21 protein-coding genes are annotated in these 26,491 nt (G+C 49.6%); 12 read left to right on the forward strand and 9 right to left on the reverse strand.

Annotated features, from left to right (window positions below; all coding sequences use genetic code 11):
* Positions 1-56: 56 nt before the first annotated feature.
* Positions 57-2,282 carry a methyl-accepting chemotaxis protein gene (locus J2Z28_RS20095; protein ID WP_342357528.1) on the reverse strand — a complete coding sequence of 742 codons (2,226 nt, stop codon included), beginning with the start codon at positions 2,280-2,282 and terminating at the stop codon, positions 57-59.
* Between the two features lie 444 nt (positions 2,283-2,726).
* Between J2Z28_RS20095 and J2Z28_RS20100 the strand changes: the two genes are divergently transcribed.
* From J2Z28_RS20100 to J2Z28_RS20150, 11 genes are all read left to right on the forward strand, one after another.
* Positions 2,727-3,551 (forward strand): ABC transporter ATP-binding protein, encoded by an 825-nt coding sequence (locus J2Z28_RS20100; protein WP_211083996.1) that lies wholly within the window; start codon positions 2,727-2,729, stop codon positions 3,549-3,551.
* Positions 3,532-4,344 carry an ABC transporter permease gene (locus J2Z28_RS20105; RefSeq protein ID WP_211083998.1) on the forward strand — a complete coding sequence of 271 codons (813 nt, stop codon included), beginning with the start codon at positions 3,532-3,534 and terminating at the stop codon, positions 4,342-4,344. The genes J2Z28_RS20100 and J2Z28_RS20105 overlap by 20 nt, the downstream gene beginning before the upstream one ends.
* Positions 4,341-5,279, forward strand: a complete 939-nt coding sequence (locus J2Z28_RS20110; RefSeq protein ID WP_244988424.1) for an ABC transporter permease — start codon at positions 4,341-4,343, stop codon at positions 5,277-5,279. The genes J2Z28_RS20105 and J2Z28_RS20110 overlap by 4 nt, the downstream gene beginning before the upstream one ends.
* A gap of 140 nt (positions 5,280-5,419) precedes the next feature.
* Positions 5,420-6,481, forward strand: a complete 1,062-nt coding sequence (locus J2Z28_RS20115) for an ABC transporter substrate-binding protein (protein ID WP_244988425.1) — start codon at positions 5,420-5,422, stop codon at positions 6,479-6,481.
* A 21-nt stretch (positions 6,482-6,502) separates the two neighbouring features.
* Positions 6,503-7,876: an aspartate aminotransferase family protein gene (locus tag J2Z28_RS20120; protein ID WP_211084000.1), complete on the forward strand. Its 1,374-nt coding sequence runs from the start codon at positions 6,503-6,505 to the stop codon at positions 7,874-7,876.
* Between the two features lie 97 nt (positions 7,877-7,973).
* A complete protein-coding gene (locus J2Z28_RS20125; RefSeq protein WP_211084002.1) occupies positions 7,974-9,263 on the forward strand; it encodes a M20 family metallo-hydrolase in 1,290 nt (429 codons plus the stop codon).
* A gap of 4 nt (positions 9,264-9,267) precedes the next feature.
* Positions 9,268-10,149 (forward strand): nitrilase-related carbon-nitrogen hydrolase, encoded by an 882-nt coding sequence (locus J2Z28_RS20130; protein WP_211084004.1) that lies wholly within the window; start codon positions 9,268-9,270, stop codon positions 10,147-10,149.
* Positions 10,150-10,260: 111 nt separating this feature from the next.
* On the forward strand, positions 10,261-11,628 hold the full coding sequence (locus J2Z28_RS20135) for an NAD(P)-dependent oxidoreductase (RefSeq protein WP_244988431.1): 1,368 nt from the start codon (positions 10,261-10,263) through the stop codon (positions 11,626-11,628).
* Between the two features lie 675 nt (positions 11,629-12,303).
* A complete protein-coding gene (gene preA / locus J2Z28_RS20140; protein ID WP_062836927.1) occupies positions 12,304-13,599 on the forward strand; it encodes an NAD-dependent dihydropyrimidine dehydrogenase subunit PreA in 1,296 nt (431 codons plus the stop codon).
* Complete coding sequence (gene hydA / locus J2Z28_RS20145; protein ID WP_211084006.1) at positions 13,596-15,041, forward strand: dihydropyrimidinase; 1,446 nt, start codon at positions 13,596-13,598, stop codon at positions 15,039-15,041. Before preA ends, hydA begins: the two co-directional genes overlap by 4 nt.
* Positions 15,041-15,268 (forward strand): hypothetical protein, encoded by a 228-nt coding sequence (locus tag J2Z28_RS20150; protein ID WP_062836929.1) that lies wholly within the window; start codon positions 15,041-15,043, stop codon positions 15,266-15,268. Before hydA ends, J2Z28_RS20150 begins: the two co-directional genes overlap by 1 nt.
* A gap of 16 nt (positions 15,269-15,284) precedes the next feature.
* Here J2Z28_RS20150 and J2Z28_RS20155 read toward each other — a convergent pair whose 3' ends face one another.
* From J2Z28_RS20155 to J2Z28_RS20185, 8 genes are all read right to left on the reverse strand, one after another.
* The gene (locus tag J2Z28_RS20155) at positions 15,285-16,961 is read right to left on the reverse strand and encodes a PucR family transcriptional regulator (RefSeq protein WP_342357529.1); all 1,677 of its coding nucleotides are present in this window, start codon (positions 16,959-16,961) and stop codon (positions 15,285-15,287) included.
* A 340-nt stretch (positions 16,962-17,301) separates the two neighbouring features.
* Positions 17,302-20,538 (reverse strand): efflux RND transporter permease subunit, encoded by a 3,237-nt coding sequence (locus J2Z28_RS20160; protein ID WP_211084008.1) that lies wholly within the window; start codon positions 20,536-20,538, stop codon positions 17,302-17,304.
* A gap of 33 nt (positions 20,539-20,571) precedes the next feature.
* Positions 20,572-21,519, reverse strand: a complete 948-nt coding sequence (locus tag J2Z28_RS20165; RefSeq protein ID WP_211084010.1) for a TetR/AcrR family transcriptional regulator — start codon at positions 21,517-21,519, stop codon at positions 20,572-20,574.
* A gap of 213 nt (positions 21,520-21,732) precedes the next feature.
* The gene (locus J2Z28_RS31525; RefSeq protein ID WP_279303093.1) at positions 21,733-21,864 is read right to left on the reverse strand and encodes a hypothetical protein; all 132 of its coding nucleotides are present in this window, start codon (positions 21,862-21,864) and stop codon (positions 21,733-21,735) included.
* A 301-nt stretch (positions 21,865-22,165) separates the two neighbouring features.
* The gene (locus J2Z28_RS20170) at positions 22,166-22,480 is read right to left on the reverse strand and encodes a DMT family transporter (RefSeq protein ID WP_211084012.1); all 315 of its coding nucleotides are present in this window, start codon (positions 22,478-22,480) and stop codon (positions 22,166-22,168) included.
* On the reverse strand, positions 22,480-22,821 hold the full coding sequence (locus J2Z28_RS20175) for a DMT family transporter (protein ID WP_017691902.1): 342 nt from the start codon (positions 22,819-22,821) through the stop codon (positions 22,480-22,482). Before J2Z28_RS20175 ends, J2Z28_RS20170 begins: the two co-directional genes overlap by 1 nt.
* Positions 22,818-23,441, reverse strand: a complete 624-nt coding sequence (locus J2Z28_RS20180) for a TetR/AcrR family transcriptional regulator (protein ID WP_211084014.1) — start codon at positions 23,439-23,441, stop codon at positions 22,818-22,820. Before J2Z28_RS20180 ends, J2Z28_RS20175 begins: the two co-directional genes overlap by 4 nt.
* 126 nt (positions 23,442-23,567) lie before the next feature.
* Positions 23,568-25,043 (reverse strand): phospholipase D family protein, encoded by a 1,476-nt coding sequence (locus J2Z28_RS20185; RefSeq protein WP_211084017.1) that lies wholly within the window; start codon positions 25,041-25,043, stop codon positions 23,568-23,570.
* Positions 25,044-25,310: 267 nt separating this feature from the next.
* On the opposite strand from J2Z28_RS20185, the gene J2Z28_RS20190 reads away from it, so the two are divergent.
* The gene (locus J2Z28_RS20190) at positions 25,311-26,255 is read left to right on the forward strand and encodes a MerR family transcriptional regulator (protein ID WP_100528386.1); all 945 of its coding nucleotides are present in this window, start codon (positions 25,311-25,313) and stop codon (positions 26,253-26,255) included.
* The last annotated feature ends 236 nt before the right edge of the window (positions 26,256-26,491 follow it).

Below are 26,491 nucleotides of genomic sequence, written 5' to 3' on the forward strand. Positions count from 1 at the left end.
AAAGGAACAGTTGCATCAAATTTTAGCTATTTCTCCAATCCGCGTCAACGATGACGTCAGATGACAGCATTTTTGGCGGGGTGATTCAGATGGAATTGTCCCACGAGTTGTTGCAGGAAAACTGTAATGGCTTCCACATTATGCGAAGAATGCTGAACCTGCAACATATCACGGATCAGCTCTATCATCTCTGCTTCTACCTCAGCAGAAGTTGCCCGATTTTGATGGCTGATCGCAGCAATATTCTCCATCAGCATGACCACTTGATCCACGACTTGAGTGCGCTCAGGTTCTTCAGCGGTAGCATTTTGCAGAAGTTGCGAAGCGGCCTGAACCAGTGTTGTTCCTTCAGCCAGTACCTGATCTCCCTCTGTGATTAATTGAGATGCCGCTCCTGCTGCCGTTGAGATTCGGTCCAGAATCTGATGAATATTTTCAGTGGAAGAGCGGGATAGCTCAGCCAGCTTACGGATTTCCCCTGCCACGACCGAGAAGCCTTGGCCATGTTCGCCCACGCGTGCAGCTTCAATGGTGGCATTCAGAGCGAGCAGGTTGGTCTGAGCTGAAATTTCATCAATGACAGCCAGTGCACGGTAAATCTCTTTCATCGTATCCATGAAGGACAGGATGGTACGGTTGGTATCGGATACCGCTCCTGAGATTTGGGTCATTTTGTCGCCGATTCGTTCCACTTCCTGCTGAGCCACGCCGATCTGTTCGGAGGCAGAGGTCTCCAGTTGTTGCAATGTTATGCGCATGTGATCAGCAGCAACCTTGGCCTGATCGAGATCCTCCAGTTGGGTGCGAATGGCCTGAATCATCGAACCAAGCTTGTAGTTCACACGCTCAGTCGTACCTTGGGTTGTCTCTGTTGAGGTTCGCATCTGATACTGGTTGTCCATAACGTCTACCGTGGCAAGTTGTACCTTTAGCATAATGCCTTCCAGAGAATCAATCATGTTGTTGATCCACTTCGCCAGTTCACCCGACTCGTCTTGGGCAAAAGCAGACGTGTCCAGGCGCTGGGTCAGATCACCCCTGCCTTCGGCGTTAATTCGAATAAATCGGCTGATGCGACGCAAGTCTTCATGGACTCGTTGATATTGGCTACGATGGAGCTGTAATGCAGTGAAGAATCCAAATAACACATTAAAAGCGCCCATTGCTGCCGCGCTCCAACCACTACCAGTGAAGGCATAGACAAGAGCTGCTCCTGCAGCCCCTGACAAAAGCGTGAAGAGACTGTGTTGCTTGAACTGGCGCCAGCCGATGCTTCGTATCCGATACACTTCCTCCAGATCCCCTTCACACATCATGCCCCAGCGATCAGGACAGTGTGGCAGCTGGAAGGTGATGCCTTTGCCGATCACAGAAATATGGCGGTAATCCGAGTAGCCGGGAAAAGCTACGAACAGATTGGAACCATTCTGAATGGTGTTTGCTACTCCGGGGTGTAGTTCTCCGGTCGACGGATCAGTGAACATGAGTTCCAGCTCAGTATGCTCCTTAACGGAAACGATACCCCATTCGGTGGTGACGCCATCTTTGAGGTTTTCCCCATGCGTAAAGGTACGGTCTTCGAAGCGGCTTCGGGATAAGGCGGTGCCGGGCTGCAGATGGGGCCGTAATATCGACTCAGCCATAAAGAGGTAATTGTCACCGGAGTCGGGATAGATATGACCTGATTCTCGTTGGATCAGGTCACCGAGTACATCCCCGGGAACACGGCTGCATAATGAACCGACATATCGACCTTCCTGCAGGATTGGGGAGATAAAAAGCAAGGTGACATCATCGTGAAAAGCGGACGAGCGTGGACCAATATCCAACGTCAGTGGATCAGAATATGGACCATACAAGCATTTTTTGCCATGACGATCTGCTCTGGAGTATTTCAATCCTGGTCCAATTAAAGCTTCGTAATCTTCATAGATCTGTCCAATATGTTTCTTATATGTAGAGAATACCACCTGATTCTGTTCGTTCAGCATGAATAGCTCCGTACTGTCTACGGCTCGAATATAACTGGATTGAAACCATGCATCTAGTTTGCTTCGTTGCTCTGAACCTTGTAATACATCCTGTAATTGGACCGACTGTATCTGTTGAAGCAAACGATCCAGGTGATTCCATTGTTCATCTGCCCAGTCCATCATAAGCTGCCGTCTCGTTTCGGCAATCCCCTCAAAAATCTGTTCCACATCTTCCTTTATATGTGCGTTCAACCGATACGATCGCCACAGCGGCAATCCTTTTCTCCATCCCAGCCAATCAAACATCATGACCACCCCGATTTCTGGATTTGAAAGCTTCGTTCTACTGATCTTTGGATAGACCTATATATGTGATTTTCTAAGTAATATATGACAGAGGAATCCAACCTGTCTATTCAATCTTTATACAAGAAAATGAGCAAGAATACGAGGGGATGTGTCATATTTTCCGAATATTTAATCAATAAATACAAATGATCGTGGGCTTGTTGTTAGGTGAAATGAATGTTAGCTATCTACGAAGAAAACTCACATGTATGTATCTGAGAATCCATTTCATATTACATTGTGTAACATGAACAGGCCCATACTCAAAACACACTGTATAATGTAATCCCCGCCCAAAGCGATATAGTATTATCTAACAAGCAAAACCTGTTACGTTCGTGTATATAAACCTCCCATTCAGCCTTGGTGTGCAATGAAAACAACTTCCCACAAAGGAGAATGCCCATGTCCTCCATATCCTCAGCCACAGTCCCCGAAGCCTGCCATATTGATGTAGATCATGTGTCCGTTGTTTTGGGTACAGGTACACAACAAGTGACTGCCTTGTCCGATGTTACATTCCAGATCCAGTCCAATGAGTTTGTCTCCCTGCTGGGCCCTTCCGGCTGTGGCAAGTCGACCTTGCTCCGGCTGGTGGGTGATCTACTTCAACCTACCTCAGGCACCGTACGCATTGCAGGTCAGGAGCCTGAGCGGGCTCGACTACAGCGACAGTTCGGCATTGTTTTCCAGACACCCGCCTTGTTCGATTGGCGCACCGTTCGTCACAATGTGGAATTGCCCTTGGAGCTACTCGGTACCCGCCGGAAGGAATGCCGCCGCATTAGTGGTGAGCTGCTAGAAATGGTAGGGCTAACCCGCTTCGCAGACCATTATCCATGGCAGCTCAGTGGAGGGATGCAGCAACGTGTATCCATTGCACGTGCCCTTGCGCTTGATCCGCCATTGCTGCTCATGGATGAACCCTTTTCCGCCTTGGACGAATTCACCAAAGAAAAACTTCAATTGGAGCTGCTTGAGATCAAGCGCTCAACAGGCAAGACCTTCCTCTTTGTCACACACAGCATCCCCGAAGCCGTATTTCTGTCCGACCGGATTATCGTACTCTCGGCACATCCGGGGCAAGTACATTCCATTCATTCCGTCAATCTGCCTTCCGAACGTCATAGTGAACTGAGAGAAACGGAAGCCTTCTACCACATGATCACGACCATTCGCAACTGCTTCTACGAGGAGCGTGATGAATCTCATGTCTCTGCGGTTCTTTAAACCGGGATATCGATCCTGGGTCGTCATCTGGATCATGGCCGTATTGGTGCTGTGGGAAGGAATCGCCTGGATACTCCAACTGTTCTTGTCACCCCAGCAGGCGGCGTCTCGCCTTCCTTATCTGCACGATGTCCTTGTAGCCTTGTTTCGGTATTCGGGAACGCTGGCAGAGCAGGGGGCTGTCACGTTTGGCAATGCCGCCATTGGTTTTGCAGGGGGAACGCTGCTGGGTCTGGGTTTGGCGCTGCTCATGAGCGCGGCTGTCTGGCTGGAGCGCACGTTATCGCCATATGTAGTCTCCTCACAGATGGTTCCGATTATTGGTCTCGCACCAATTGTGTACGGCATCATCCACAATGCGGAGTGGGCGCGGATTGTTATGGCTGCGTATGTCACTTTCTTCCCGATCATCATCCATACGTTAAAAGGATTGAAAAGTGCAGCACCAGAGCATCTGGAACTGATGCGTTCCTATGGAGCTTCACTGACTGCACGATATATCAAATGCCTGCTGCCCTCAGCACTGCCGGGACTATTTTCTGGTATGAAAATAGCCGCTCCGCTGGCGGTGACCTCCTCCATCGTTGTGGAATTGATGGGCGCTCCCGACGGACTCGGCGTCCTGATGGTCAGTTCGTTATATTACGGCCATGCCCAAGTTGGCATGTTCTGGGCCACCATCATGCTTAGCATTGGCATTGGCCTGATCTCGTATCTGGCCATCAGTCTGGCTGAACGTTGGCTAACCCCTTGGCAGCCTGAATTTAGGGCCAAAGGAGGTCAGGCCACATGAGTGAAGGTAGTGTGTTGAGCCGGAAAAGTGATGAAGGTGTGTCGATTGCTGCTGTAACTGGCGCGGCTACGCCCCTCAATGGTTCACAGACGGCAGCTGCTCCCGGATCGGAAATTCATGGACAACGGGGACAAGCCGGAAAGGCTATACCGGACACCGGCGTTCGCGGGCGCTCGATTGCACTGAGCATGCTTCCTTGGGGGGCGGGTGTGGTGTTTCTCGCCCTCTGGCAACTCAGGTTGTTTCATTGGATATTCTCGCTGGAAAGCTACCAACTGCCTGTACCTTCCGCGATCGCGGCATCCATTCAGGAAAATGCCAACATGCTCTTTCGATATGCGATGTACAGCGGAACCGAAATGCTGGGAGGTTTTTTGCTCGGTTCATTGTTGGGTGCTCTGGCAGCGGCAGGTGCATCATTCTTTCCAACAAGTGGCAGGGCTGCGGTTACGGTTCTGTCTGCACTTAATGCGGTTCCGATCGTGGCTCTTGCCCCAATTATGAACAATTGGTTCGGTGATGGGATCTGGTCCCGTATTGCTGTTGTCACGGTGATTACAATGGCAGCGATGGCTGTCAGCCTGTTCAAAGGGCTGACTTCCATTCAGCCGCAGTACAGTGATCTGCTGAGTGGCCTTGCTGCGAGCAGGATGCAGTTTTTTTGGAAGCTGAGACTGCCTCATGCCCTGCCTTCCCTCTTTGCCGGTCTGAAGATCAACATGTCGACCAGTATTATCGGGGCCATTGTGGGTGAATTTTTCATCGCCTCCCAAGGGCTGGGGTACTTGCTCTCGGATCAGATTCGACTGGCGAACATGCCCTTGGCCTGGTCCTGCATTGTCATCGCTGCCGCGCTCGGCATTGTGTTGTATGAAGCGGTTGTCCTGGCAGAAAAGCGACTCATTCCGTGGAATCGTGCACGCACAGATCACTAACATACATCAGGGTACCAACCATCCATAGATCGTAATACGTGATTGAGGTTGTTCAAAAAGTCCACGGTACTGAAAAGCAGACTTTTTGAACACGGACTGATGCTTGATAAATCGTATATAAACAGGGGGTTGTTCTGTACATGTACAAAATGTTGAAGCCGGGTTTGCTGGTGTTGGTCCTGTTGGTTGTTACGATGCTGAGCGCATGTTCTACGAAGTCCGAGCCGGCGGCTGAGCCTGTTGCTGCGAGTGGAGGGTCAGGAGAGGCGGATCAACCGTTAACCAAAGTGAAAATTCAGCTGAAATGGGTGCCGCAGGCACAATTTGCTGGGATCTACGCAGCGAAGGAAAAAGGTTTTTTTGCAGATGAAGGCATTGATGCCGAGATTATTCCAGGTGGGCCGGATATCGTGATTGAGCAGCAGGTAGTCAATGGTGCGGCCGATGTGGGGATCACGGGTGTAGACAGTTTGCTGGTCAGCCGGGATAACGGTCTGCCGCTTGTCTCGCTTGCCCAGATCTCACAGAAGAGCAGTTACCGCTTGATTGCCAAGAAGTCTCTAGGTATTACCGATCCCGCTCAGATGAAAGGTAAAAAGGTCAGTACCTGGTTCGGCAGTCAGCAGTTTCAGGTGCTCGCTTTCATGGAGAAGAATGGCCTGGATCCGAAGAAAGACATTGAACTGGTGAAGCAGGGGTTCACGATGGATCAGTTTTTCAATGATCAGGTGGATGTGGCTACGGCAACAATCTATAACGAATATCACGTTGTACTGGAAAGTGGAACGAAAGAATCCGATCTGGATGTGTTCAACATTGAAGATGCCGGTGTTGGCATGCTGGAGGATACGCTGATTGCCAAGAAGGATTGGGTAGACAGCAACCGTGAGCTTGCGGTCAAAGTGACCCGTGCCATTTTGAAAGGCTGGAATTACGCCATCGATCAACAGGATGAGACGGTGGATATCGTGATGAGTAATGTGACGGATGGCAGTACCACTCGTGAGCATCAGGTAACGATGCTGGAAGAGATTGCGAAGCTGATTCGCCCGGAAGGGTTTACGGAGCAGCAAGTCGGTAGCTTTGTAGATGAGTCGTTTACCCGAACTGCAGATATTGCACTGAACTATGGCTTGATCAAAAAAGCCGCAAACCTGGATGAAGCGCTCGAGAAAAGTATCTATGAAGAAGCGTTGAAATAAGCGTGTGGAGGAGGATGACGAATGAGTTCTGTGGATCAGCAACCTCAGCCGCTAGGCGGTACGAAGGAAGAATGGCTGGAGAAGGATCGCAAATACGTATGGCATCACATCTCGCCTCATAACGATCATCCAATGATTGCGGTAAGTGGAGAGGGCAGTTGGATCACCGATCAGGATGGTACGCGTTATCTGGATGCGATGTCGGGACTGTGGTGTGTGAATGTGGGGCATGGCCGTGAGGAGATTGCGAGAAGTGCCTACGAACAGATGAAAGCACTCGCTTATGTACCGATGACGCAGAGTCACGAACCGGCGATTTTGCTGGCGGAGAAGCTGAATGAATGGCTTGAGGGGGAGTATCGAATATTCTTCTCCAACTCGGGTTCAGATGCGAATGAGGTGGCTTTCAAAATAGCCCGGCAGTACCACCATCAGAATGGTGAGCCTACTCGGCACAAATTCATCTCCCGTCACCGTGCCTATCACGGTAACTCCATGGGAGCGCTGGGCGCCACCGGGCAAGCCGCCCGCAAGATTAAATACGAGCCGCTCGGCGTAGGTTTCTCTCATGTTCCGCCACCGTATTGTTACCGCTGTCCGTTTGGACGAAACAAGGATGGATGCGGACTCGAATGTGCAACTATCTATGAAGAGGTGATTCGTTGGGAAGGTCCTGAGACGGTTGCCGCAGTGATTATGGAGCCGGTGATCACAGGAGGCGGCATGATTGTGCCCCCGCCGGATTATATGCGTACCGTACAAGAGATCTGTCAGCGCTATGGCGTGCTGCTCATTGTAGATGAGGTAATCTGTGGTTTTGGCCGCTCTGGGCAGAAGTTTGGTCATCAGAACTATGGCGTACAGCCAGATATTGTGACGATGGCAAAGGGCATGACCAGTGCGTATTCACCGCTATCAGCAACGGCCGTGCGAGCCGATCTGTATGACACGTTCCGGGAACCTGGACCGGATGCCCATTTTCGCCATGTGAATACCTTTGGTGGAAATCCGGTGTCCTGCCGGGTGGCACTTGCGAATCTGGAGATTCTGGAACGAGAAAATCTGGTCAGCCGGGCGGAAGAACTGGGATACCTGCTTCGTGAGAAGCTGGAGCCACTGCTGGAGCTGTCTATTGTGGGGGATATCCGTTCATTCGGATTCGCCTGTGGCATTGAGTTGATTGAAGCAGACGGATCTCCTGCGGAGGCGGATAAAGTAATGAAGGTACTCGCCAGTTGTAAAAGGGATGGCATCTTGATTGGCAAGAACGGCGATACCGTGCCGGGGTTTGCAAACATTTTGACGATCTCTCCGCCGTTTGTCACCACCGAGGATGAGTTGGATCTGATCGCCGGAAGTTTGCTCGTTGCGCTACGTAGTCTGGACGCAGGTTAGTTGCCATACACAGGTACGACAGACGTTTACGGTTTAGCAAGCAAAATGAAAATTTTCATATCATTACGTGAAAATAAGCGCAAGGAGGCGAGGGAGGATGCAGACCACAACAGGCAAAGTCATTAATCAGCTTCGGCTGAATGAGCGAATTGAGCAGTTGTCACAGATTGGCCGAATCTCGGAGACGGGTGTCTGCCGACTTGCCCTAACCCCGGAAGATATGGATGGCATCATACAGGTTCGTCTCTGGATGGAAAATGCCGGTCTGACGACACGACTTGATCCCTTCGGTAATCTGATTGGTCGTCTGGAAGGTGCGGATCAGGCGCTGCCAATCCTCATGATTGGTTCCCACATCGACTCTCAGCCTTATGGCGGTCGATATGATGGAGCGATTGGTGTGCTAGGCGCGCTCGAAGCAGTGCAATGCCTGATCGAAAATGGCATTCAGCCCCATATGCCAATTGAGGTAATTGCCTTTTGCGATGAAGAAGGTTCCCGTTTTAACAAAGGCCTGTTCGGCTCACGTGGTATAACCGGTCAGTTGGAAGAAGGCGAACTGGAGCGGCAGGATAAAAACGGAGTGACCCGTCGGGAGGCGCTGGAAGCCTTTGGCTGTTCTCCTTCGGATTTTGAAGAGGCGATCTATCCGCCAGGTTCCATAGACAGTTATCTGGAGTTGCACATTGAGCAGGGGCCGGTGCTGGAAGCGTTGAATGCACCAGTAGGTCTGGTGACGGGCATCTCGGGTCCGTTGTGGCTTACGGTGACGATGAAAGGCATGGCGGGTCATGCCGGCTCCGTTCCGATGGGAATGCGGCATGATGCTCTGGTAGGCAGCGCCAAAGTCATTGCGGCTTTTGACGATATGGTGAGAGAAGACCCGGAAGCCCCAACCGTAGGTACGGTGGGAAGTTTGAGGGTGTTTCCAGACTCACGGAACATCATTCCGGAGGAAGTCAGCTTCACGGTTGATTTACGAGACATGGAGATAGAGCGCAGGAACCGGCTTGAAGCCCGATTGATGAACATTTTGGATGACTTGAGTTTCCGATATGGTCTAACCTACTCGCTGACAGAGGATACGAATAGTGAGCCGCGGTATTGTGCAGAGCCAATCAAGTCGGTGATTCGTTCATCCGCGGAAGAGATCGGGCTTACTTTGCCAGAACTGATGAGTGGTCCGTTCCATGATGCGTTGGCCCTTTCGCTTGTGTGTGATTATGGCATGATTTTTGTCCGCAGCAAGGACGGCATCAGTCATCATCCCAGCGAATATTCCTCCCCGGAGGATATTGGACTCGGCACGGAAGTGTTATATCGCACCATTCGGAGGATGTGTAGTGGAATGAACCAACCAATCATTTTACCTGAGGAGGCGTTGTGACGTTATGAGCAAAATCAGCATCGGATTAATCCAGGCTTCCCATGAGATTGAAGGTTCGGCTCCCGTTGAGGTACATAAGGAGGCTGCGGTTCAGAAACACATTGCGCTGGTCCGTGAAGCGGCTGCAAGAGGCGCTAAGATCATCGGGTTGCAGGAAGTATTCTATGGGCCGTACTTTTGCACAGAGCAGAATCCCAAATGGTATGCATCCGCTGAACCGGTGCCGGAAGGACCGACGACCAGACGTTTTCAGGAGCTGGCAAAGGAGCTTGCGGTGGTGATTATTTTACCTATATACGAGGTGGAGGGCATTGCTTCGTATTACAATACGGCAGCCGTTATAGATGCGGATGGTACGTATCTGGGCAAATACCGCAAACATCATATCCCGCATGTGGAAGCAGGTGAGGGCACGAATGGTTTCTGGGAAAAGTATTATTTCAAACCAGGTAACCTTGGGTTTCCGGTTTTTGATACAGCCTACGCCAGAGTCGGCGTGTACATCTGTTATGATCGTCATTTTCCGGAAGGGGCACGATTGCTCGGGTTGGCGGGGGCTGAAATAGTGTTCAATCCGTCCGCTACGGTTGCGGGTACATCGGAATATCTGTGGAAACTGGAACAGCCCGCTCATGCGGTAGCTAACAGCTATTATGTAGCGGCCATCAACCGGGTTGGCGTGGAAGCGCCATGGAATATGGGTGAATTTTATGGACAGTCGTACCTGGTCGACCCGCGAGGCAGAATGGTAGCGATCGGCAGCCGGGATCAGGATGAGGTCGTTATTGGCGAGATGGATACGGAGATGATTCGTGAGGTGCGGAATGTGTGGCAGTTCTACCGAGATCGCAGGCCAGAAACGTACGAAGATCTGGTTAGTCTGTAGGAAGCAGCAACGAGTGATCGGTAAGTGATTCTGTCAGCGGGGTGACACGTGTAATGCACGTAAGATTGTTTTAGATAGCGTAGATCATTCTCCAGGAGGTGCACGACATTGATGAACAGCTCAGGAACAACGTTATCCGATTATGGGTGGGAGAGTCGTTTTGCCGAGATGAAACCCGCCATGACAGGCAAGGAAGCGATGGAGGAGTCAAACCGCTGTCTGTACTGTTACGATGCACCTTGTATCAAAGCCTGTCCAACCGACATTAATATCCCTTCTTTTATTAGCAAAATATCAACAGGGCACCTGAAAGGTTCGGCCCGCACCATCATGGATGCGAATCCGGTTGGAGCCAGCTGCGCACGTGTCTGTCCCACAGAGGAACTGTGTGAAGGCGCATGTGTACTAAACGAATCGTCGAAGCCGATTCGGATTGGTGACTTGCAGCGTTACGCCACCGACTGGGCGCGGGCGAAGAATGAGCCGTTATTCCAGGCAGCACCTGCCAATGGGAGAACCGTTGCTGTTGTGGGAGCGGGGCCAGCAGGACTGTCGGCAGCACGTGAACTGGGGCGCGCAGGATATGAGGTGACGATCTACGAAGCCAAACCCAAAGGTGGCGGGCTGAACACATACGGCATCGTATCCTTCCGCCTGCCCGAATCGGTTGCGCTATGGGAAGTGGAGCAGGTAGAAGCGCTTGGTGTACAGATCCGTTATGGGGTGCGCATCGGTGTGGATATCCCTGCTACGCAGTTGCTGGAGCAACATGAAGCGGTCATTCTGGCCTGTGGCATGGGTTCAGTACCTATGCTGGGCATTGAAGGGGAGAGACTGGAAGGTGTCTATGATGCGATTGAACTGGTGGAGTCTACGAAGCAGGGTGTTCCGCCTGCATTGAATGGTCTGAAGGTCACCGTTATTGGCGCGGGCAATACGGCGGTAGATGCAGCAACCTGTTCGGTACGCCTTGGTGCCGAGCGGGTGCAGATGTTATATCGGCGCGGGGAAAGCCAGATGACGGCGTATGCGTTTGAATATACTTTTGCCAAGCAGGAGGGTGTGGAGTTCCGCTGGTTTACGATGCCGCAGCGAATCATTGGAGACGAGAACGGTCGGGTTCAAGCTGTGGAATGTATGAAAATGGAGTTAATTACCCCGCCTGGTGGTGGGCGTGCCTTGCCCGTACCTGTGGAAGGATCGGAGTTCATGATTGAATGTGATACGGTCATCCGGGCGATTGGACAGCATCGTTTATTACCATTAATCGAAGCGTTTGGGCTGCGTCACCAATGGGGCGTCGTTGAGATCGAGCCGCATACGTACCGTACCTCACACCCTCAGATCTATGCGGCAGGAGATGTCATTTTTGGTCAGGGCCAGGGTGAGGCGATGGTTGTCTCGGCTGCACAGCAGGGTAAGCTGGCTGCTGCCGCAGTCATGAAGGCATTACCTGGACAGGTGGAAGAGACGGCGTGAGCAGCTAGGGAGACAAGGGAAAGTGGAGAGTACACGGAAACCGTGCAATGAAAGGGTGTAAGGAGAGAGTACAAGGAGAGGCGAGGGTGGGAGGGCGCAAGGGACTGCTAGAGTGATATAGGTGTAGATCAGATCTGAGCAAGAAGTGTGGGTACATCAAATTCTCGTGTACCTGACACGCTAACGAACCCTACACACCTTATTGTGGCAATTATGGAGGATTGAAAAATCTAACGAATCTCACACGTCTTATTTTGACGAATACCTGTTGAAATGAAGCCGAAATGAGCGATTACAGCCAAATAAGCTTTCTAAGATTCGTTAGGTCCTGAAATTGCCCCATAGGTCCCGAATAAGAGGCGTGCGGTTCGTTAGAATTTAGGTGCGTACTATCCAGAAACACCATTACTACGCAGAGGTCCTGAGCACGACCAAATATTCCAGTGTAACTATATAAGTTGAACTAATCATTTACACGATAACGGAGAGGACAGAAAAAACCTGAAAAAGCAAAGCGTTCGCCTTTATCCCCGGATTTTCCCTTTCGGAAAAGGGAATCAAAAAAATCTGGGGATAACAGCGATTGGAAGGTTATTCTGTCATCGTAGTGTCAGTGTAAATAATCTTTAGTTCAACTTATATAGTAAGTTCAAACAACACCAAGGAGGGATCGTTATGGCTGACTTATCCATTAATCTGGCAGGTATTCGATCACCCAATCCATTCTGGCTGGCTTCTGCCCCACCGACCAATACGGGATATCAGGTCCAGCGTGCGTTCGAAGCGGGCTGGGGTGGTGCGGTGTGGAAGACGCTGGGTGAGCCGATTATCAATACATCCTCCCGTTTCGCGGCGGTCCATTTTGGCGGACAGCGTGTAGCGGGGTTTAACAATATTGAATTGATATCCGACCGGCCGCTGGAAGTGAATCTGCGGGAGATTGCTGAGACCAAGAAACGATTCCCGGATCGCGCGGTTGTCGCTTCACTGATGGTGGAACCTACGCGAGAGAAGTGGCATGAGATTGTGAAAAAGGTGGAGGCCGTCGGCGTCGATGGCCTGGAGCTGAACTTTGGCTGCCCGCATGGCATGGCCGAACGAGGTATGGGAGCTGCCTCCGGTCAGCAGCCGGACCTAGTTGAACTCCAGACGATGTGGGTGAAGGAAGTGGCGACCACACCGGTAATTGTGAAGCTTACACCGAATATCACGGATATTACGGCAACTGCCCGGGCAGCTGTCCGCGGTGGTGCAGATGCGATCTCTCTGATCAATACGATTAACTCCCTGGCAGGTGTGGATCTGGATTCGTGGAATACCGTACCGCATGTGGGCGGAAAAGGAGCACATGGTGGATACTGTGGACCAGCGGTAAAGCCCATCGCACTGAACATGGTTGCCGAGTGTGCCCGTAATCCGGAGGTAGGTGTTCCAATCTCAGGGATTGGTGGCATATCTGATTGGCGGGATACGGCAGAGTTTTTGCTCATGGGCGCTACAGGGGTTCAGGTATGTACCGCAGCGATGCATCATGGATTTCGCATTGTGGAGGACATGATTGATGGCCTGAATGATTATTTGGATGAAAAGGGTCTGAGTAGTGTAGCAGAACTGGTAGGTCAGACGGTTCCGCGTTACTCGGATTGGGGCAATCTCGATCTGAACTACAAAGTGGTAGCCCGCATCAACCGCGATGTTTGCATCAATTGCAACAAATGCCATATTGCTTGTGAGGACACCTCGCATCAATGTATTGATATGTTGACCGACCCGTCTGGCTCCTATCTGGAAGTGGTGGAAGAGGACTGTGTTGGCTGTAATCTGTGTTCGATTGTTTGCCCGGTGGATGGGGCGATTGAGATGGTTGAGCTTGTGCCTGAGCAGGAACCTGTAACCTGGAATGAACGTCAGTCTGCGATTGCGATGCTGCAATCGGTTAGAGATCAATCAACCAAGGAGGCGATATCATGAGTACTCGCAAATTGATTCGTAATGGTGTGTTGGTCACAGCGTCGGATACCTTTGAAGCAGATATATTGATTGAAAAGGATAAAATCACACAGATTGGCATTGGGCTCATCCCTGACGAACGAATGGAAGTCGTGGATGCAGCGGGCTGTTACGTCATTCCGGGCGGGATCGACCCGCATACGCATCTGGATATGCCATTCGGTGGAACGGTAACGGCGGATGATTTTGCAACAGGAACAACAGCGGCAGCCTTTGGGGGTACAACGACGATCATTGATTTCTGTCTAACACAAAAAGGCCGGCCATTAATCGAATCTCTCCAGCAGTGGCATGCCAAAGCCGAGGGTAAAGCCGCCATCGACTACGGTTTCCATCTCATGATTGGCGAGATGAATGATCAGGTGCTGGAAGAACTGCCGCAGATCATTGAAGAAGAGGGCGTGTCATCCTTCAAGGTGTTCATGGCTTATAAAAACCAGTTTCAGGCCGATGACGGGATTCTCTTTCAGACGTTGCAAAAGGCCAAAGAGTACGGCGCACTCGTCATGGTTCATGCCGAGAACGGGGATGTTATTGACCTGCTGGTTCGACAGGCGCTCGCCGAAGGGCACACAGAGCCAATTCACCATGCGCTGACTCGTCCATCCATGCTAGAGGGTGAAGCGACAGGGCGGGCGGCCCGTTTGGCTGCACTTGCAGATTCACAGTTGTATGTGGTGCACGTGACCTGTGCGGAGGCTGTGGAGCAGATTGCGCGCATGCGTGAAATGGGTTATCGGATCTGGGGGGAGACCTGTCCTCAGTATTTGACGTTGGATCAATCGATCATGGATCAGCCGGACTTCGAGGGTGCAAAGTATGTCTGGTCACCACCCCTGCGGGAATCAGCCCATCAGGAAGTACTGTGGAACGCACTGAAAAGTGGTCAACTGCAAACGATTGGCTCCGATCATTGCTCGTTTAATTTCAAAGGGCAGAAGGACCTGGGCAAGGATGATTTCAGCAAAATTCCTAACGGAGGGCCGGTCATAGAAGATCGCGTAAGCATTCTGTTTTCGGAAGGTGTAGTCAAAGGAAGGATCACGCTTAATCAGTGGGTTGATCTATGTTCGACAAGAGCGAGCAAGTTATTTGGATTATTTCCGCAGAAAGGTACTCTGGCTGTAGGGACAGATGCGGATATCGTTATTTTTGACCCATCTGTAAACAGAGTGATCTCGGCAGATACGCATCATATGAACGTGGATTATAGTGCATTTGAAGGCATGCAGGTACAGGGATGTCCGGTGACGGTGCTGTGCCGCGGGGAGTATGTCATTCGAGACCGGCAGTATGTCGGAACAGCAGGGGCAGGCCAATATGTGAAGCGCAACAAGTATGATGCAGGCGCGCCCATACCGATGAAACATCCTGTGACGGCAGTGAATGGAGGGAGAAGCTGATGTCGGATCATGATGTGTTTGAGGCCGAGAGGATCGCCATAGAGCGAATGGTTGCACAGGGTTATCGGATCTATGCGGTACGGGAACATCTAGAGGGTGCTCACGTCATATGGGGGCACCCGGATCTTCCCGAAGAGAAACAAGAGCAATACGTAGGCACGGCGTCTGGACGGAAGTGGTTCAGTCACATCCTGATTCGCCAGCTTCAGGAGCAACGGGGAGCGTAGACCATACTGAAGCTCTTCATGCGATCGGGCCGTGTACGTACTCATAAGCGTAGATGGCAAGTTCGATCGCGACCCTTTTCTCGGGGAGGATATAGTCTTCTCCCAAAAGGGCTTCGATTTTGTCCAAACGGTGATACAGTGTCTGTCTGACGATATATAGAGCGGTGGCCGTCTCTTGCTTGGAGCAGCACAGGACCAAATATTGCTTGAGGGTCCGCAGCAGCTGACCTCCTTTCTCTACATCGTAACGAATGAGTGGCCCCAGATATTCTTCGATGAAATCATCCAGATTGCCACTCTGCTTCATACTGGCGATGATGCGGTAACAATGAAGATTACTGTAAAAGGGCTGCTGCATCACACCGATGTCCTTCTGAATTCGCAGTGTCTCCTTCGCGGATTCCAGACTATCCTTGAGACGGGAGAGGTCTGTGCAGTTATGACTGATCCCGATCAGGCCTGAGAAGAGGCAATGGGTCTGTTCCTGCTCGTGCTGCTGCAGCTGTTCGATGCAGCGCCAGAGACTGCTTTTGCGCTGAGATCCAGGTAGTGGGTCGAGAATGATAAGAATGATTTGGTGATTCAGAACGGTGCTGTAGAGGGTGAAATTCTCCCGAGCGAACACGGAACGGGCAACGATGTTGCGTTGGATCAATAATTTCTGAAGTTTGAGGCTGTCTGTGTACGCGGGGTTGCTGTCGAATAAGATTATGGTAGCTTTGCTCGTTGCGAGAAGGGGATTAACGGTGGATACATATTCATGGATTTCCTTCGTGGAGTGATGTCCGTTAAGCCAGTCAATGACCCACATATCTTCCTTGTAGCGACGTTTTTCTTCCATGTATTTGGTTCGCATCCAGTCCTGGGCAATCGCGGCCGCACATCGTTCCAGTGCCTGAATGATGAATTCATCCGAGGGTTTGATCGGTATATTTGAATCTTGATCCGTCAGTTTTTGGTGCATCAGCACAAGGTCGGCAAAGGTGTAGTCTAACGCCTGAACAGGCATGCTGATCACATCCAATGTGTTATCTGACAGCTGCATTAAATTCGGAATATCCTCCCCCGCCAAATGTTCCCGCTGCAAAAACCAATCCTGCCGACGAGTCTCCAGCTGCTCTGGAGGGCAGTAGGGAACGGCACTTGCTTCCCCTTCAAGTGGATATAACGCCACGGCACATCCGGTTGTTCGTGACAATAATCGAAGCAGAGGTTGTACGCCATCTCCATTCAGAAGAAGTTGGTTAAATGAGGTGGTGAGACGATCGAGTTCGGCAATCATCCGCTGATGACTGCGAATCAGGGTGAAATGTAGATCTTGTGTAATATCGATATAACGGACTTGTTCGTGGAACCAGATCAACGGAAAATCCGCTGCTACTGCAATTTCTTTCATAGCCCCGAGCTGTAACTTGGTGTGATCCCCCAGTTCCATACAGAGTCCGGCAGCCCCACGTGCAATTAACTGACGCAAAAAAGACAGGCCTTGCTGCTCACCTTCCTGCCAGCCAATGCCTGTCGTAAGTACTAATTCCCCGCCATTGAGCAAGTCCCCTACTTCTGGAACCTCCATGATATGAACCCAGCGAACATATCGCTCCAGTGCGCGTTCACTGGCCAGGACTTCTGCCTTGCGAAACACGGGACGTTTTAACATGTCTCTGACTTGAATATGAAGCGTTGTCTCCCCCACACAACCACCGTCCTTCCCCAATCACATGTGATCTATCTGGAGTCTGGAATCCGTCAACTTACATAATTAATCCATATTATAAGTCTATTTACAGCCAATGGGCTGAAATCTAACGTTCATTTGTTTCAAATGACAAATGGAACTGTACTTTTTGTGATTTTGATTAAAATAAAGAATTTATATATCAGTCTATGTCTCGTGTGAATTACATAAAAAAAAAGCCCCTTAACATCACATCGGAATTCAATCATTCCAATATGCGCTAAGGGGCGAGAAGCTAATATTATAGTCTACATTTAAGTTGTACTCGAACCGTTACATGAGCACGATCAACGACTTCTTAATCTTCGATTCTTTTCTTTTTAAATTTCATCAGGAACTCATACACAATCGGTACGATAACCAGCGTGAGCAGCGTGGAGCTGATCAGACCGCCGATTACGGTAATTCCGAGTCCTTTGGAGATGATACCCGCACTTTCTTCGAGGCCCGTAACCAGTGGCAACAGGGCACCGATAGTTGCGAGAGCGGTCATCAGGATTGGACGCAGACGAGTTGCACCGGCTTCCAGCAAGGCTTCACGGGTAGGCATACCCTCTTTTTCCTTGTGAATAACACGGTCGATCAACACGATAGCGTTGGTGACCACGATCCCGATGAGCATCAGTCCACCCATCATGGCGGAGACGTCGAGCGTACCACCAGCGATGAACAGACCTACCATAATACCAATGACCGTAAATGGCAGGGAGAACAGGATTGCGAATGGTGCCAATCCGCCGCCGAATGTAACAACGAGCACGAAGTATACAATGGCGATGGCCGCCAGCATGGCGAGACCGAGTTGAGTAAAGGTATCATTAATCTGTTCGGTTGTACCGCCGAACTTCACTTCAACGCCATCAGGCAGATCCAGCTTGTCGATCTCAGCCTGTAGGTTGCTCGAAGCTTTCTGTACATCGGAAGCCAAGATGTTGGCTGTGACTTGCACGACAACTTTACCATCAATTTGCATGATGGAGTTCGGGGACGTACCTTCTTCTACTTTGGCAACATCTTTGATTGGTACTTCGATGCCAAGCGGTGAAGTGACGGTTTCATCCTCAATTTCTTTAATGCTGCTAAATGTTTTGTTGTCTGTCTCTACATATACTTTGTACGTTTTGTTATCAATATCGACTTCCGTGAGCACAGGACGTTCCCGTGCCGGGCTGAGCGTCATAGCCAGTTGACCTGCAGTCAGGCCCAGGGAACTCAATTTCTCCTGATCCGCCACGAGCGTATACTGCCCGTAGGTGTCAGCAAGTGTGGTATCTGCTTTTTCAAAATTATCCTTATCCGCTTCAACCAGTTTCAGAATTTCATCCGATACAGGTTTAAGTTGCTCTACATTATCGCCATAGATGGAGAGGCTCAAGCCACTGCCACCCAGACCCCCGGACATGTCGAGTTCATTCCAGGTTCCTACGGTAACTTCCTTCTTCAGACCTTCTACAAGCTGTTCTTTCACTTGAGTAAAGTCTTTCGTATCTTCGTTATATTCAATATAGAATAGAGCCGAGTTGGAACCACCGCCACCCATACTGCTCAGTGGGTTCGTGCCGCCGATGGAATATTGCATTTTTTCCAGACCCGGTTGTTCCAGCAACCACTTCTCGGCAACAAGTGCTTCTTTTTCGACATCTTCACGCAAAGCTCCGGTTTGTGGACTGTACGTAATGGTCACATATTTATCTTGTTGTTCCGGCAAGAAGCTTGCACCGATGAACGGGTACAGGAACAAACTGCCGACCAGCAAGATCACTGCAATACTGACTGTGATGAGTTTGTGTGAAAGGGTCCAGTTCAGCAGGCGTTTGTAACCTTCCGCCATTTTGCCTGGTTTTTCTTCGTGATTCTGTTTGTTCTTCAACCCTCCACGGAACAGGGTGTGCGCAAGCATCGGCACAATGGTAATGGCAACGATCAGGGATGCCAGCAAAGCGAATACCATGGTCAGTGCAAATGGCGTGAATAACTCACCGACCATGCCGCTTACCAATGCCAGTGGCAGGAATACCGCAATAGTTACGATCGTGGAAGAAAGGATTGGCACAAACATCTCGCGAGTTGCTTCGCGGACTAGTTCACGGCCTTTCAATCTTTCACCTTTGAGTGTTAATCTGCGGTAGATGTTCTCGATAACAACGATGGAGTCATCGACAACCCGTCCGATGGCAACCGTCATCGCACCCAGCGTCATCATGTTCAAAGTAATATCCATCATATTGAGAGCAGTCAATGCCATGAGCAAGGAGAGCGGGATCGAGATAATGGAGATAATGGTTGAACGAATATTACGCAGGAAGAGCAGGATGATCAGGATGGCAAACAAGGCGCCAAAAACGGCTTTGCCCAGCATCGTGTTCACCGAGTCCTGAATCGGTTTACCTTGGTCAAGCAGGACAGTCAAATCAGCATTTTTGAACTGCGATTGCAACTCTTCCGCTTTATCTTTGACTGCGTTAACGACATCAACCGTGTTGGCATCGTTGGATTTTACAATGGAAATACCGATCGATTCCTTGCCGTCTGTCCGGGAAATAGATTCCGCTTGACCGATGACTTCGATCTTGGCAATTTCACTTAATTTCACTGTAGGGATACCAGCTGCGTTGGCAGCACCTGAAGGGCTACCCACACTGGCATTACCACCAGCGGCTTGGCCTGCAGCCTGGTCTGTTCCTTGTGCAGAGCCAGGAGCTGTAGCTTGACCAGCTTCACCAGTTGGTGCTCCAGAGCCTTGAGGGGCTGCGTTTGAACCATTGCCTGCGGAAGCACCGGCACCGCCGGGTACAACTGGAATGGCAAGGTTTTTCAGATCATCGATGTCGATGATGTTTCCATCTACGACAACGGCTTTCTGGGATTTATCCAGTTCAAACAGTCCAAGGGGCACACGAATGGATGAACCTTGAACGATGCCGTTTACCGTATCTTCCGTTAGGCCCAGCTCGGCCATTTTGGCTTGGTCAAACTTCAATTGAACTTCTTTCACATATTGACCGGACACCTGAACCTGAGCTACACCGTCAATGTCTTCGAGTGCAGGCTGAATATCCGATTCAACCAGTCGTGTCAATTGTTCCAGGTCACCGCCGTCCTTGTCGGACAGGCTCAGAGATACAACCGGGAAAGAGTTAATGCTGAACTTGGAAATGGTCGGCTTCTGCACACTGTCAGGCAGTTGAACTTCATTCAGTGCCTCACGAACGGTTGCAGTTGCGTTGGTCAGATCTGTTCCATAATCAAATTCGAGTGTGATCGATGCTGCGTTCTCCATGGAAGTGGAGGTCACCGTCTTCACGCCATCTACATTGCGTAGTTTTACTTCCAGCGGCTTCGTGACATCCTCAACAATTCCCTCCGGTGCAGCCCCCGGATCAATGGCAGTGACATTCAGAAACGGTACGTTGATGTTCGGGATCGTCTCTTGTTTCATCGTCAATCCGCTGTACAAACCTGCGAAAGAGATGATAATCGTCAGAATCCAAATCGCAAACTTGTTGTTCAGTGAAAAATTAATAATACCTTTCATACGATGGTTTCTTCTCCTCTCTGTTTCTCCTGTTTATGTGTGTGACGAGTCAGCTTGGATGAACCGGCTATACATGGCATCCAGAATATGCTGAAGCTCGGAGTGCAAAGATTGAATGGCAGTTACGTTCTCCAGATTGTGCATCATGCCCAGAATAATGGCACGCCGCGGTGTGAATTCCATCATCTCCTGCCGGAGAATGGCAATGGTCTCAAGTACATCATTCTTCGGTTGCCCAGCAGGCAATTCGGAGGCAGCAATATCCTGCATTTGCTTGATAATATGAATAGGATGCCGCATCACCGTGGAATCCGGATGAGGTTCGGTAATCCAGGCAGGCCAGTCCTCCAAAGGAATCAAAGGTAAAGGTCGCTGCTTAAGGAATCCGTGCGCTGCATAGTCCATCATTTGCAGTAAATTTGTTGCCATTTTGGTAACAGTAAGGGACGGCATCTCCGTAAACCAGATCTTGACGTAGGAGAGGAACAGCCCCTGTGTCAGCAAAATAAGGTCAATCGTATAAGGCTCAATCTCCGATCCGTACTGCTCCTCCAGCTTATCCTTAAACCAATGTAAGGTACGTACCTCCAGATCTCTTTGCAGCGGATGGCATTGTTCCTTGCGTTGCTGTTCATCATCCATCATCATGCTGCGCATCTGTACTCGCAAAAACTCCTTGAGTTCAGCAACATGGATGAGTAGTGTCTCAATCTGCTTTTGCAGACGTTCACGCGAGGTAAGACTGGTTTCATGCTCAATCTGTGTCATTTCGTCCATCAGTGTGTACATGCAATACTCCAAAGTACTGGCTTCTAATTCCTCTTTGGATTTGAACATGATGTAGAGGCTGCCTTTGGACATCCCGCATAATTCTGCAATCTCTTGCATGGATGTTGCAGCACTGCCTTTGGATGAGAATAACTTGAGTGCTGTAGTAATGATGAGTTTTTTCTTCTCATTCATCTCATGTATAGGGTTCATTAACGATACATTCACCTCATCAGGGAACTTGTGAGTTCTTGAATTGACTTTAAGGTCAAAATAAGTATAAACGATCTGGTTAAAGGAATTCAAATGGGAGTAAATTGGAAAATGTATATGGGGAAAAGTGGCTGATCAAAGGGAAGGAGAGACGGCAAGTAACAAGGTGCAGCTTGTATGTACGATAGGGATAAGGTATCAAGAACGTTTAAGTTAGTTTCCTCCAGTGAAGGCGTATAAGGCAAGCATAATAATAGCGACTAGAGCGATGAGATAGAAAATGGCCATGGCGATCAGAAGGGTATACCCGGTAAAAGAGCCCATGCGTGCCAATAATTTTCTCATGATTACGACATCCTTTCTTACGTGGCAAAGTATAAAGAGGTTCCCTATTTATATCATTCCCCAAAAAAGACGACTTCCTGATCGAAGTCGTCTGATTTATATTACAAAATATATTAAATATCATAATGGAGGCTAACAATTACACGATAACGGAGATTGCAGAACCGACTTGAAGAAACGAAGTGTTCGCCTTTATCACCAGATTTATCCCTCTTCAAAGGGAATCAAAGAAATCTGGGGATAACAGCGATCGGAAAGTGGTACTGCAATCGGAGTTATAGAGTGTAATTCAGTTGTTCCGTTACGTGATGAGCTTCAGCCCAACAGCTGCCACCAAAATCATCGCGATAAACAGGATCCGCTTCGCTTCTTTCCGTTCACCGAACAGGAACATGCCTGTTAACGTACTGCCGACCGTCCCGATCCCCGTCCACACGGCATACGCTGTGCCCATGGGAATGGACGTCATCGCGTAGGACAACAGCGAGAAGCTGAACACAAACGACACCAGCATTAGTACGATATAAGGCCATCCTTTGCGAGTAGAAGCACCATTAATACCGATTACGCCGAAAATTTCACATATCCCTGCACCTACAATTGCCATCCAAACCATTATACTGCACCTCCTTTGGCTTCTTGCTGATCCGTAACCAGCTTCAGTCCGATTACGCCGCAGAGCAGCAGCCCGATGAGCAATACTTTGGCCAAGCGGAACGGCTCACCGAACAGTACCATTTCCGTCAGGACGGTACCCGCCGTACCAATTCCCGTAAAGACGGCATACACCGTACCCACAGGCAGCCTTTTGGAAGCGGCAATGATCAGTCCGAAGCTGATCACGATGGCAATCCCCGTTAAAGTCCACTCCCAGGCATTCGAGGCATGTTTCAGCCCGCTTACCCAGACAATCTCAATAATTCCGCCGATAAATACATATAACCAGTTGCGGTTCATGTTGTTGAATCTCCTTCCGGCACAACGCTGTGTGCCTCTTCGTTCAAATGATGAATGCCATGCCAAAATACAGGCCAGGCTGCTTCCAACCGTCTCTTGTACCGACGGGAACTTCCATAGATAATCTCCACGGTAATGCCGTCGAGGAGCGTCATGAATGCAATGGCGGCTTGTTCTGCGGGAATGGCTGGAATATCTCCATTACGCATTGCCCTTTGCAGCAGACGAGTCAGTGCGCGTTCCATGCCATCGATAAACGGATACACTTGATCCATCACTTCGCCATACAGAGAAAGGGGGGGGTAAAAACAATTACGCAACATCAAACGAGCCGAAGCATGGGCATTGTATTCTTGTTCGAACCAGACCAACAAGCCTTTCAACCTCTGCTCCAATGGCAGATCCGCATGATCACGGAAATATTCCAGTGTGTGCCGTTTCACCTCGTGAAAAGCAAAGGCCAGTGTGTGTAAAAACAAGTCATCCTTGCAGCTGAAATGCGCATATATGGACGGTTTTTTAATCCCGACTTCATCAGCAATTGCTCTCAGAGAAGCTCCCTCATAGCCATCTCTGGCAAAATGGAACAGGGCTGCATCCCGAATGGATTGTGCAGTCATTCAATCACCTTCCTAACGATCGTTAGGTAATTATATTTCCACACTTTACATCACCTGTCAAGATGAAAATATCCGCCTGCACAGTAGAGTGCAGGCGGATATAACAGGTATGGATATGGTTTCTGATCAAAAGGTCGTAAGACCCAGAATCAGTTGCAGCTTATATAGGATACCTTTCAAAAACGTAGTCTTCTCCTGGAACTCATCCAGGTCTAACGTGAACTCGGCATCATTATTATTCCAAATACGCTCAAAATAATTCGCGATATCAAGCGTGAACTTATTGTCTGGAGGTGCAGCAACCCATAGATCATTCTCCAGATTGTAGTCATTCATGTTTCGGGGTGTAAAGTTGGTTGAACCCCCGAGGACAATATGATCTCCGGTTGCTTTGGCAAGATAGATCATTTTGGTATGGTATTGCTCCTTGGTGGTGTTATACCAGCGGATCTGAATTTTACCGTCGGATTTATCATGCAATTCAGCAGCGACAGGACGGTTCGGAATGCCGATCTTTTCCTGACCAAAAGCATTTTCATTTGGATCTAGTACAAGCCGGATCTCGGTTCCTCGTTTTGCCGCTTCCAGCAGGGCTTCCAATACTTTCGGAGAAGCCACATAGAACATGCCCATCCATAAGGTGTCACCTTTGCCAGCCTGATTGATCTCATGGAGTACGGCGTCATTCACTTTGCCTTCAGTTAAATAGCGAATTCGTAGGTCTCCCGTGTTTGAATCCGTCGAAGGTGCTGTGTATGTCGGAACCTTGCCCCCGCCCGAGATATCGAGTACAGCTTGCTCGGACTGAAGAATATCCCCAATGACCGGGCCTGTTACTTCAAATGCAATATTCGAGTGGTAGGCACTCGCATCATGGATATTGCCAGAAGAGACAATCGCCGTCTTCTCACTAACAACAACTTTGCGATGATTGGCCTTCACATTGAGCAGCTTGAGATAGGAACGCACAGTGACATCCGGACCATCCGTGGCCATCAGGTTTTTGATCCAACCATCTCCGGATTGGCCAAACCATTGGAAGAAGGTCCGCCAGACCGCAGAGTATACTGGAGTTGAATCACGCAAAGGGTCCACATCCGTAATGACCACATGAATGCCTGCTTGTTTCATTTGTTCCAGCAACGGATTGGGTGCTGAGTTATAGTTGGTATTTACTTCATCTGTAATAAACCAGATGTCCATATCAGGATGTTGATTTTTTTTGGCGACCAGCGCTTCGGTGAATTCAGTACTCACGGGAGGAAAGTTCTGTCCCTTGTGCTGATAATTATTGAACAGGAACATATCCACCAGCACAAACTGCTCCGCTTCCTCCACAATTTGCATCATGCGCTGGAAAATCTGCTGCTCGTGCTCCATCTGTCCGTCGGAGGAAGGATAAGTGAGGTCATGCAGGAACTCGACTTGGTCGACACGATACTCCGGACTTTCGTAGGAAATGCCCGTTGGTAATGGTTTGTAGGTCTGATAGAGCATGACGGCGATGAGCCATAGGACCAATAGGACAAGTCCTGTTCGTATGTATGGAAATTTGCCGCGTGAAGATTTGCGGTCTGATGTATGGCGGCGTAATGAACCCAACGGTGGACTCCCCCTTCTGTACTTGCTGACTTCTATTACCACACGGATGATAACGTTGACGCAGGAGAACCCGCTAGCATAACGAATGTAGTGGTAAAATGCATATGGCAAAATTGGCAGTATGCAATCGACAGGTGTCTGAGCGTTGTGTATAATGAGTGTATTATTTTTGTAGAATGTTAGGGTTTTCATATGCCTGACAAGGACGGGGAACCAATGATATAACCTTTGAAATCTGGACATTTAGGAAAGAAAGTGGGTAATAAGGTGTATTCCATCAAACAAGTCGCTGCCATGCTCGGTATCCCGACGGTGACGCTCCGGGCTTGGGAGAATCGGTATAGTGCGGTCACCCCTGAGCGGACGGAATCGGGTTATCGAATGTATACCGAAGAGAATGTTGCGGATCTGCGCTGGTTGAAAGAACAGGTTGAGCTACATCAGACCAATATTTCGGAAGCGGTACGGATGCTGAAAGTAAACAAATTAAATCCGCCCGAGGCTGTGCCCACGCCGATCATGGCTCCGGTGCCTACGATGGAAGAAGCCTACGCACGCATGGCAGATCAGATCTATGACTCGCTCTACAACTTTCAGGGTGAACGTGCCAATGGTTTGATTGATTTTGGGTTCACCATGTATGGGTATGACTCGATGTTCTATCATGTGTTGGTGCCCATTCTGGTCCGGGTTGGAGATGCATGGGAGCAAGGCAGGGCTTCGGTGGCTCAGGAACACTTCATGACACAGCTGATATCACAGCGGTTTTATCAGTTTTTCCATCTGTTCCCGATCTATCCGCATCTGCCCAAAGTTCTGGCGTTGTGTCCGGAAGGGGAGCATCATCAGGTCGGATTGCTGCTGTTCTCTCTCTTTATGCGCAAAAATGGAGCGGAAGTACTGTATCTCGGTGCGAACACGCCAGAAGAAGGTATCTTCCCGATTATCCGGGAGCAAAAAATCAAGTTGGTCTGCCTGTCGATCACAAGTCCAGGGCTTCTTGAACGGTGTGATCAGCTCGTCGAGCGGATTATGAACGAGTTCCCGCATATTCGCTTTGTACTTGGAGGTAAAGGCTATGAGCGTGCAGAGCATGCACGTTATCCGCAATGGATTATGCCGGAGAGTTCTGCGGACTGGCAGTCGTGGATGGAGCGTGAATATCTCTCCGAGCGGTCACCTGGTGCACGGTTTGGACAGGCCAATAATTAAACATAATCTCAAATGATATGAATAGGTTAGTGTATAAAGGACATCCTTTGACGAAAGTGATCAAAGGGTGTTTTTTGTGTTTATAAATGGATTACCAGGTATTTTGACCGACGGGTCATTTTTTGGTTTACAAGGTCGTATAATATTTGTATTATATTTGTATAATGTTTTTGCTAGTTACCGCTTAAAGTGTTCTTAGGCGGTTTAATAATAGGTTAGGGGCTAGAGAACTATAG

The sequence above is a fragment of the Paenibacillus xylanexedens genome (assembly GCF_017874615.1).
Lineage (GTDB): Bacteria > Bacillota > Bacilli > Paenibacillales > Paenibacillaceae > Paenibacillus > Paenibacillus xylanexedens.

Excerpts from the sequence above, each read along its gene's own strand:
- J2Z28_RS20095 (WP_342357528.1), bottom strand. The coding sequence starts at position 2,282 with ATGATGTTTGATTGGCTGGGATGGAGAAAAGGATTGCCGCTGTGGCGA.
- J2Z28_RS20100 (WP_211083996.1), top strand. The coding sequence starts at position 2,727 with ATGTCCTCCATATCCTCAGCCACAGTCCCCGAAGCCTGCCATATTGAT.
- J2Z28_RS20105 (WP_211083998.1), top strand. The coding sequence starts at position 3,532 with ATGTCTCTGCGGTTCTTTAAACCGGGATATCGATCCTGGGTCGTCATC.
- J2Z28_RS20110 (WP_244988424.1), top strand. The coding sequence starts at position 4,341 with ATGAGTGAAGGTAGTGTGTTGAGCCGGAAAAGTGATGAAGGTGTGTCG.
- J2Z28_RS20115 (WP_244988425.1), top strand. The coding sequence starts at position 5,420 with ATGTACAAAATGTTGAAGCCGGGTTTGCTGGTGTTGGTCCTGTTGGTT.
- J2Z28_RS20120 (WP_211084000.1), top strand. The coding sequence starts at position 6,503 with ATGAGTTCTGTGGATCAGCAACCTCAGCCGCTAGGCGGTACGAAGGAA.
- J2Z28_RS20125 (WP_211084002.1), top strand. The coding sequence starts at position 7,974 with ATGCAGACCACAACAGGCAAAGTCATTAATCAGCTTCGGCTGAATGAG.
- J2Z28_RS20130 (WP_211084004.1), top strand. The coding sequence starts at position 9,268 with ATGAGCAAAATCAGCATCGGATTAATCCAGGCTTCCCATGAGATTGAA.
- J2Z28_RS20135 (WP_244988431.1), top strand. The coding sequence starts at position 10,261 with ATGAACAGCTCAGGAACAACGTTATCCGATTATGGGTGGGAGAGTCGT.
- preA (WP_062836927.1), top strand. The coding sequence starts at position 12,304 with ATGGCTGACTTATCCATTAATCTGGCAGGTATTCGATCACCCAATCCA.
- hydA (WP_211084006.1), top strand. The coding sequence starts at position 13,596 with ATGAGTACTCGCAAATTGATTCGTAATGGTGTGTTGGTCACAGCGTCG.
- J2Z28_RS20150 (WP_062836929.1), top strand. The coding sequence starts at position 15,041 with ATGTCGGATCATGATGTGTTTGAGGCCGAGAGGATCGCCATAGAGCGA.
- J2Z28_RS20160 (WP_211084008.1), bottom strand. The coding sequence starts at position 20,538 with ATGAAAGGTATTATTAATTTTTCACTGAACAACAAGTTTGCGATTTGG.
- J2Z28_RS20165 (WP_211084010.1), bottom strand. The coding sequence starts at position 21,519 with ATGAACCCTATACATGAGATGAATGAGAAGAAAAAACTCATCATTACT.
- J2Z28_RS31525 (WP_279303093.1), bottom strand. The coding sequence starts at position 21,864 with ATGAGAAAATTATTGGCACGCATGGGCTCTTTTACCGGGTATACCCTT.
- J2Z28_RS20170 (WP_211084012.1), bottom strand. The coding sequence starts at position 22,480 with ATGGTTTGGATGGCAATTGTAGGTGCAGGGATATGTGAAATTTTCGGC.
- J2Z28_RS20175 (WP_017691902.1), bottom strand. The coding sequence starts at position 22,821 with ATGAACCGCAACTGGTTATATGTATTTATCGGCGGAATTATTGAGATT.
- J2Z28_RS20180 (WP_211084014.1), bottom strand. The coding sequence starts at position 23,441 with ATGACTGCACAATCCATTCGGGATGCAGCCCTGTTCCATTTTGCCAGA.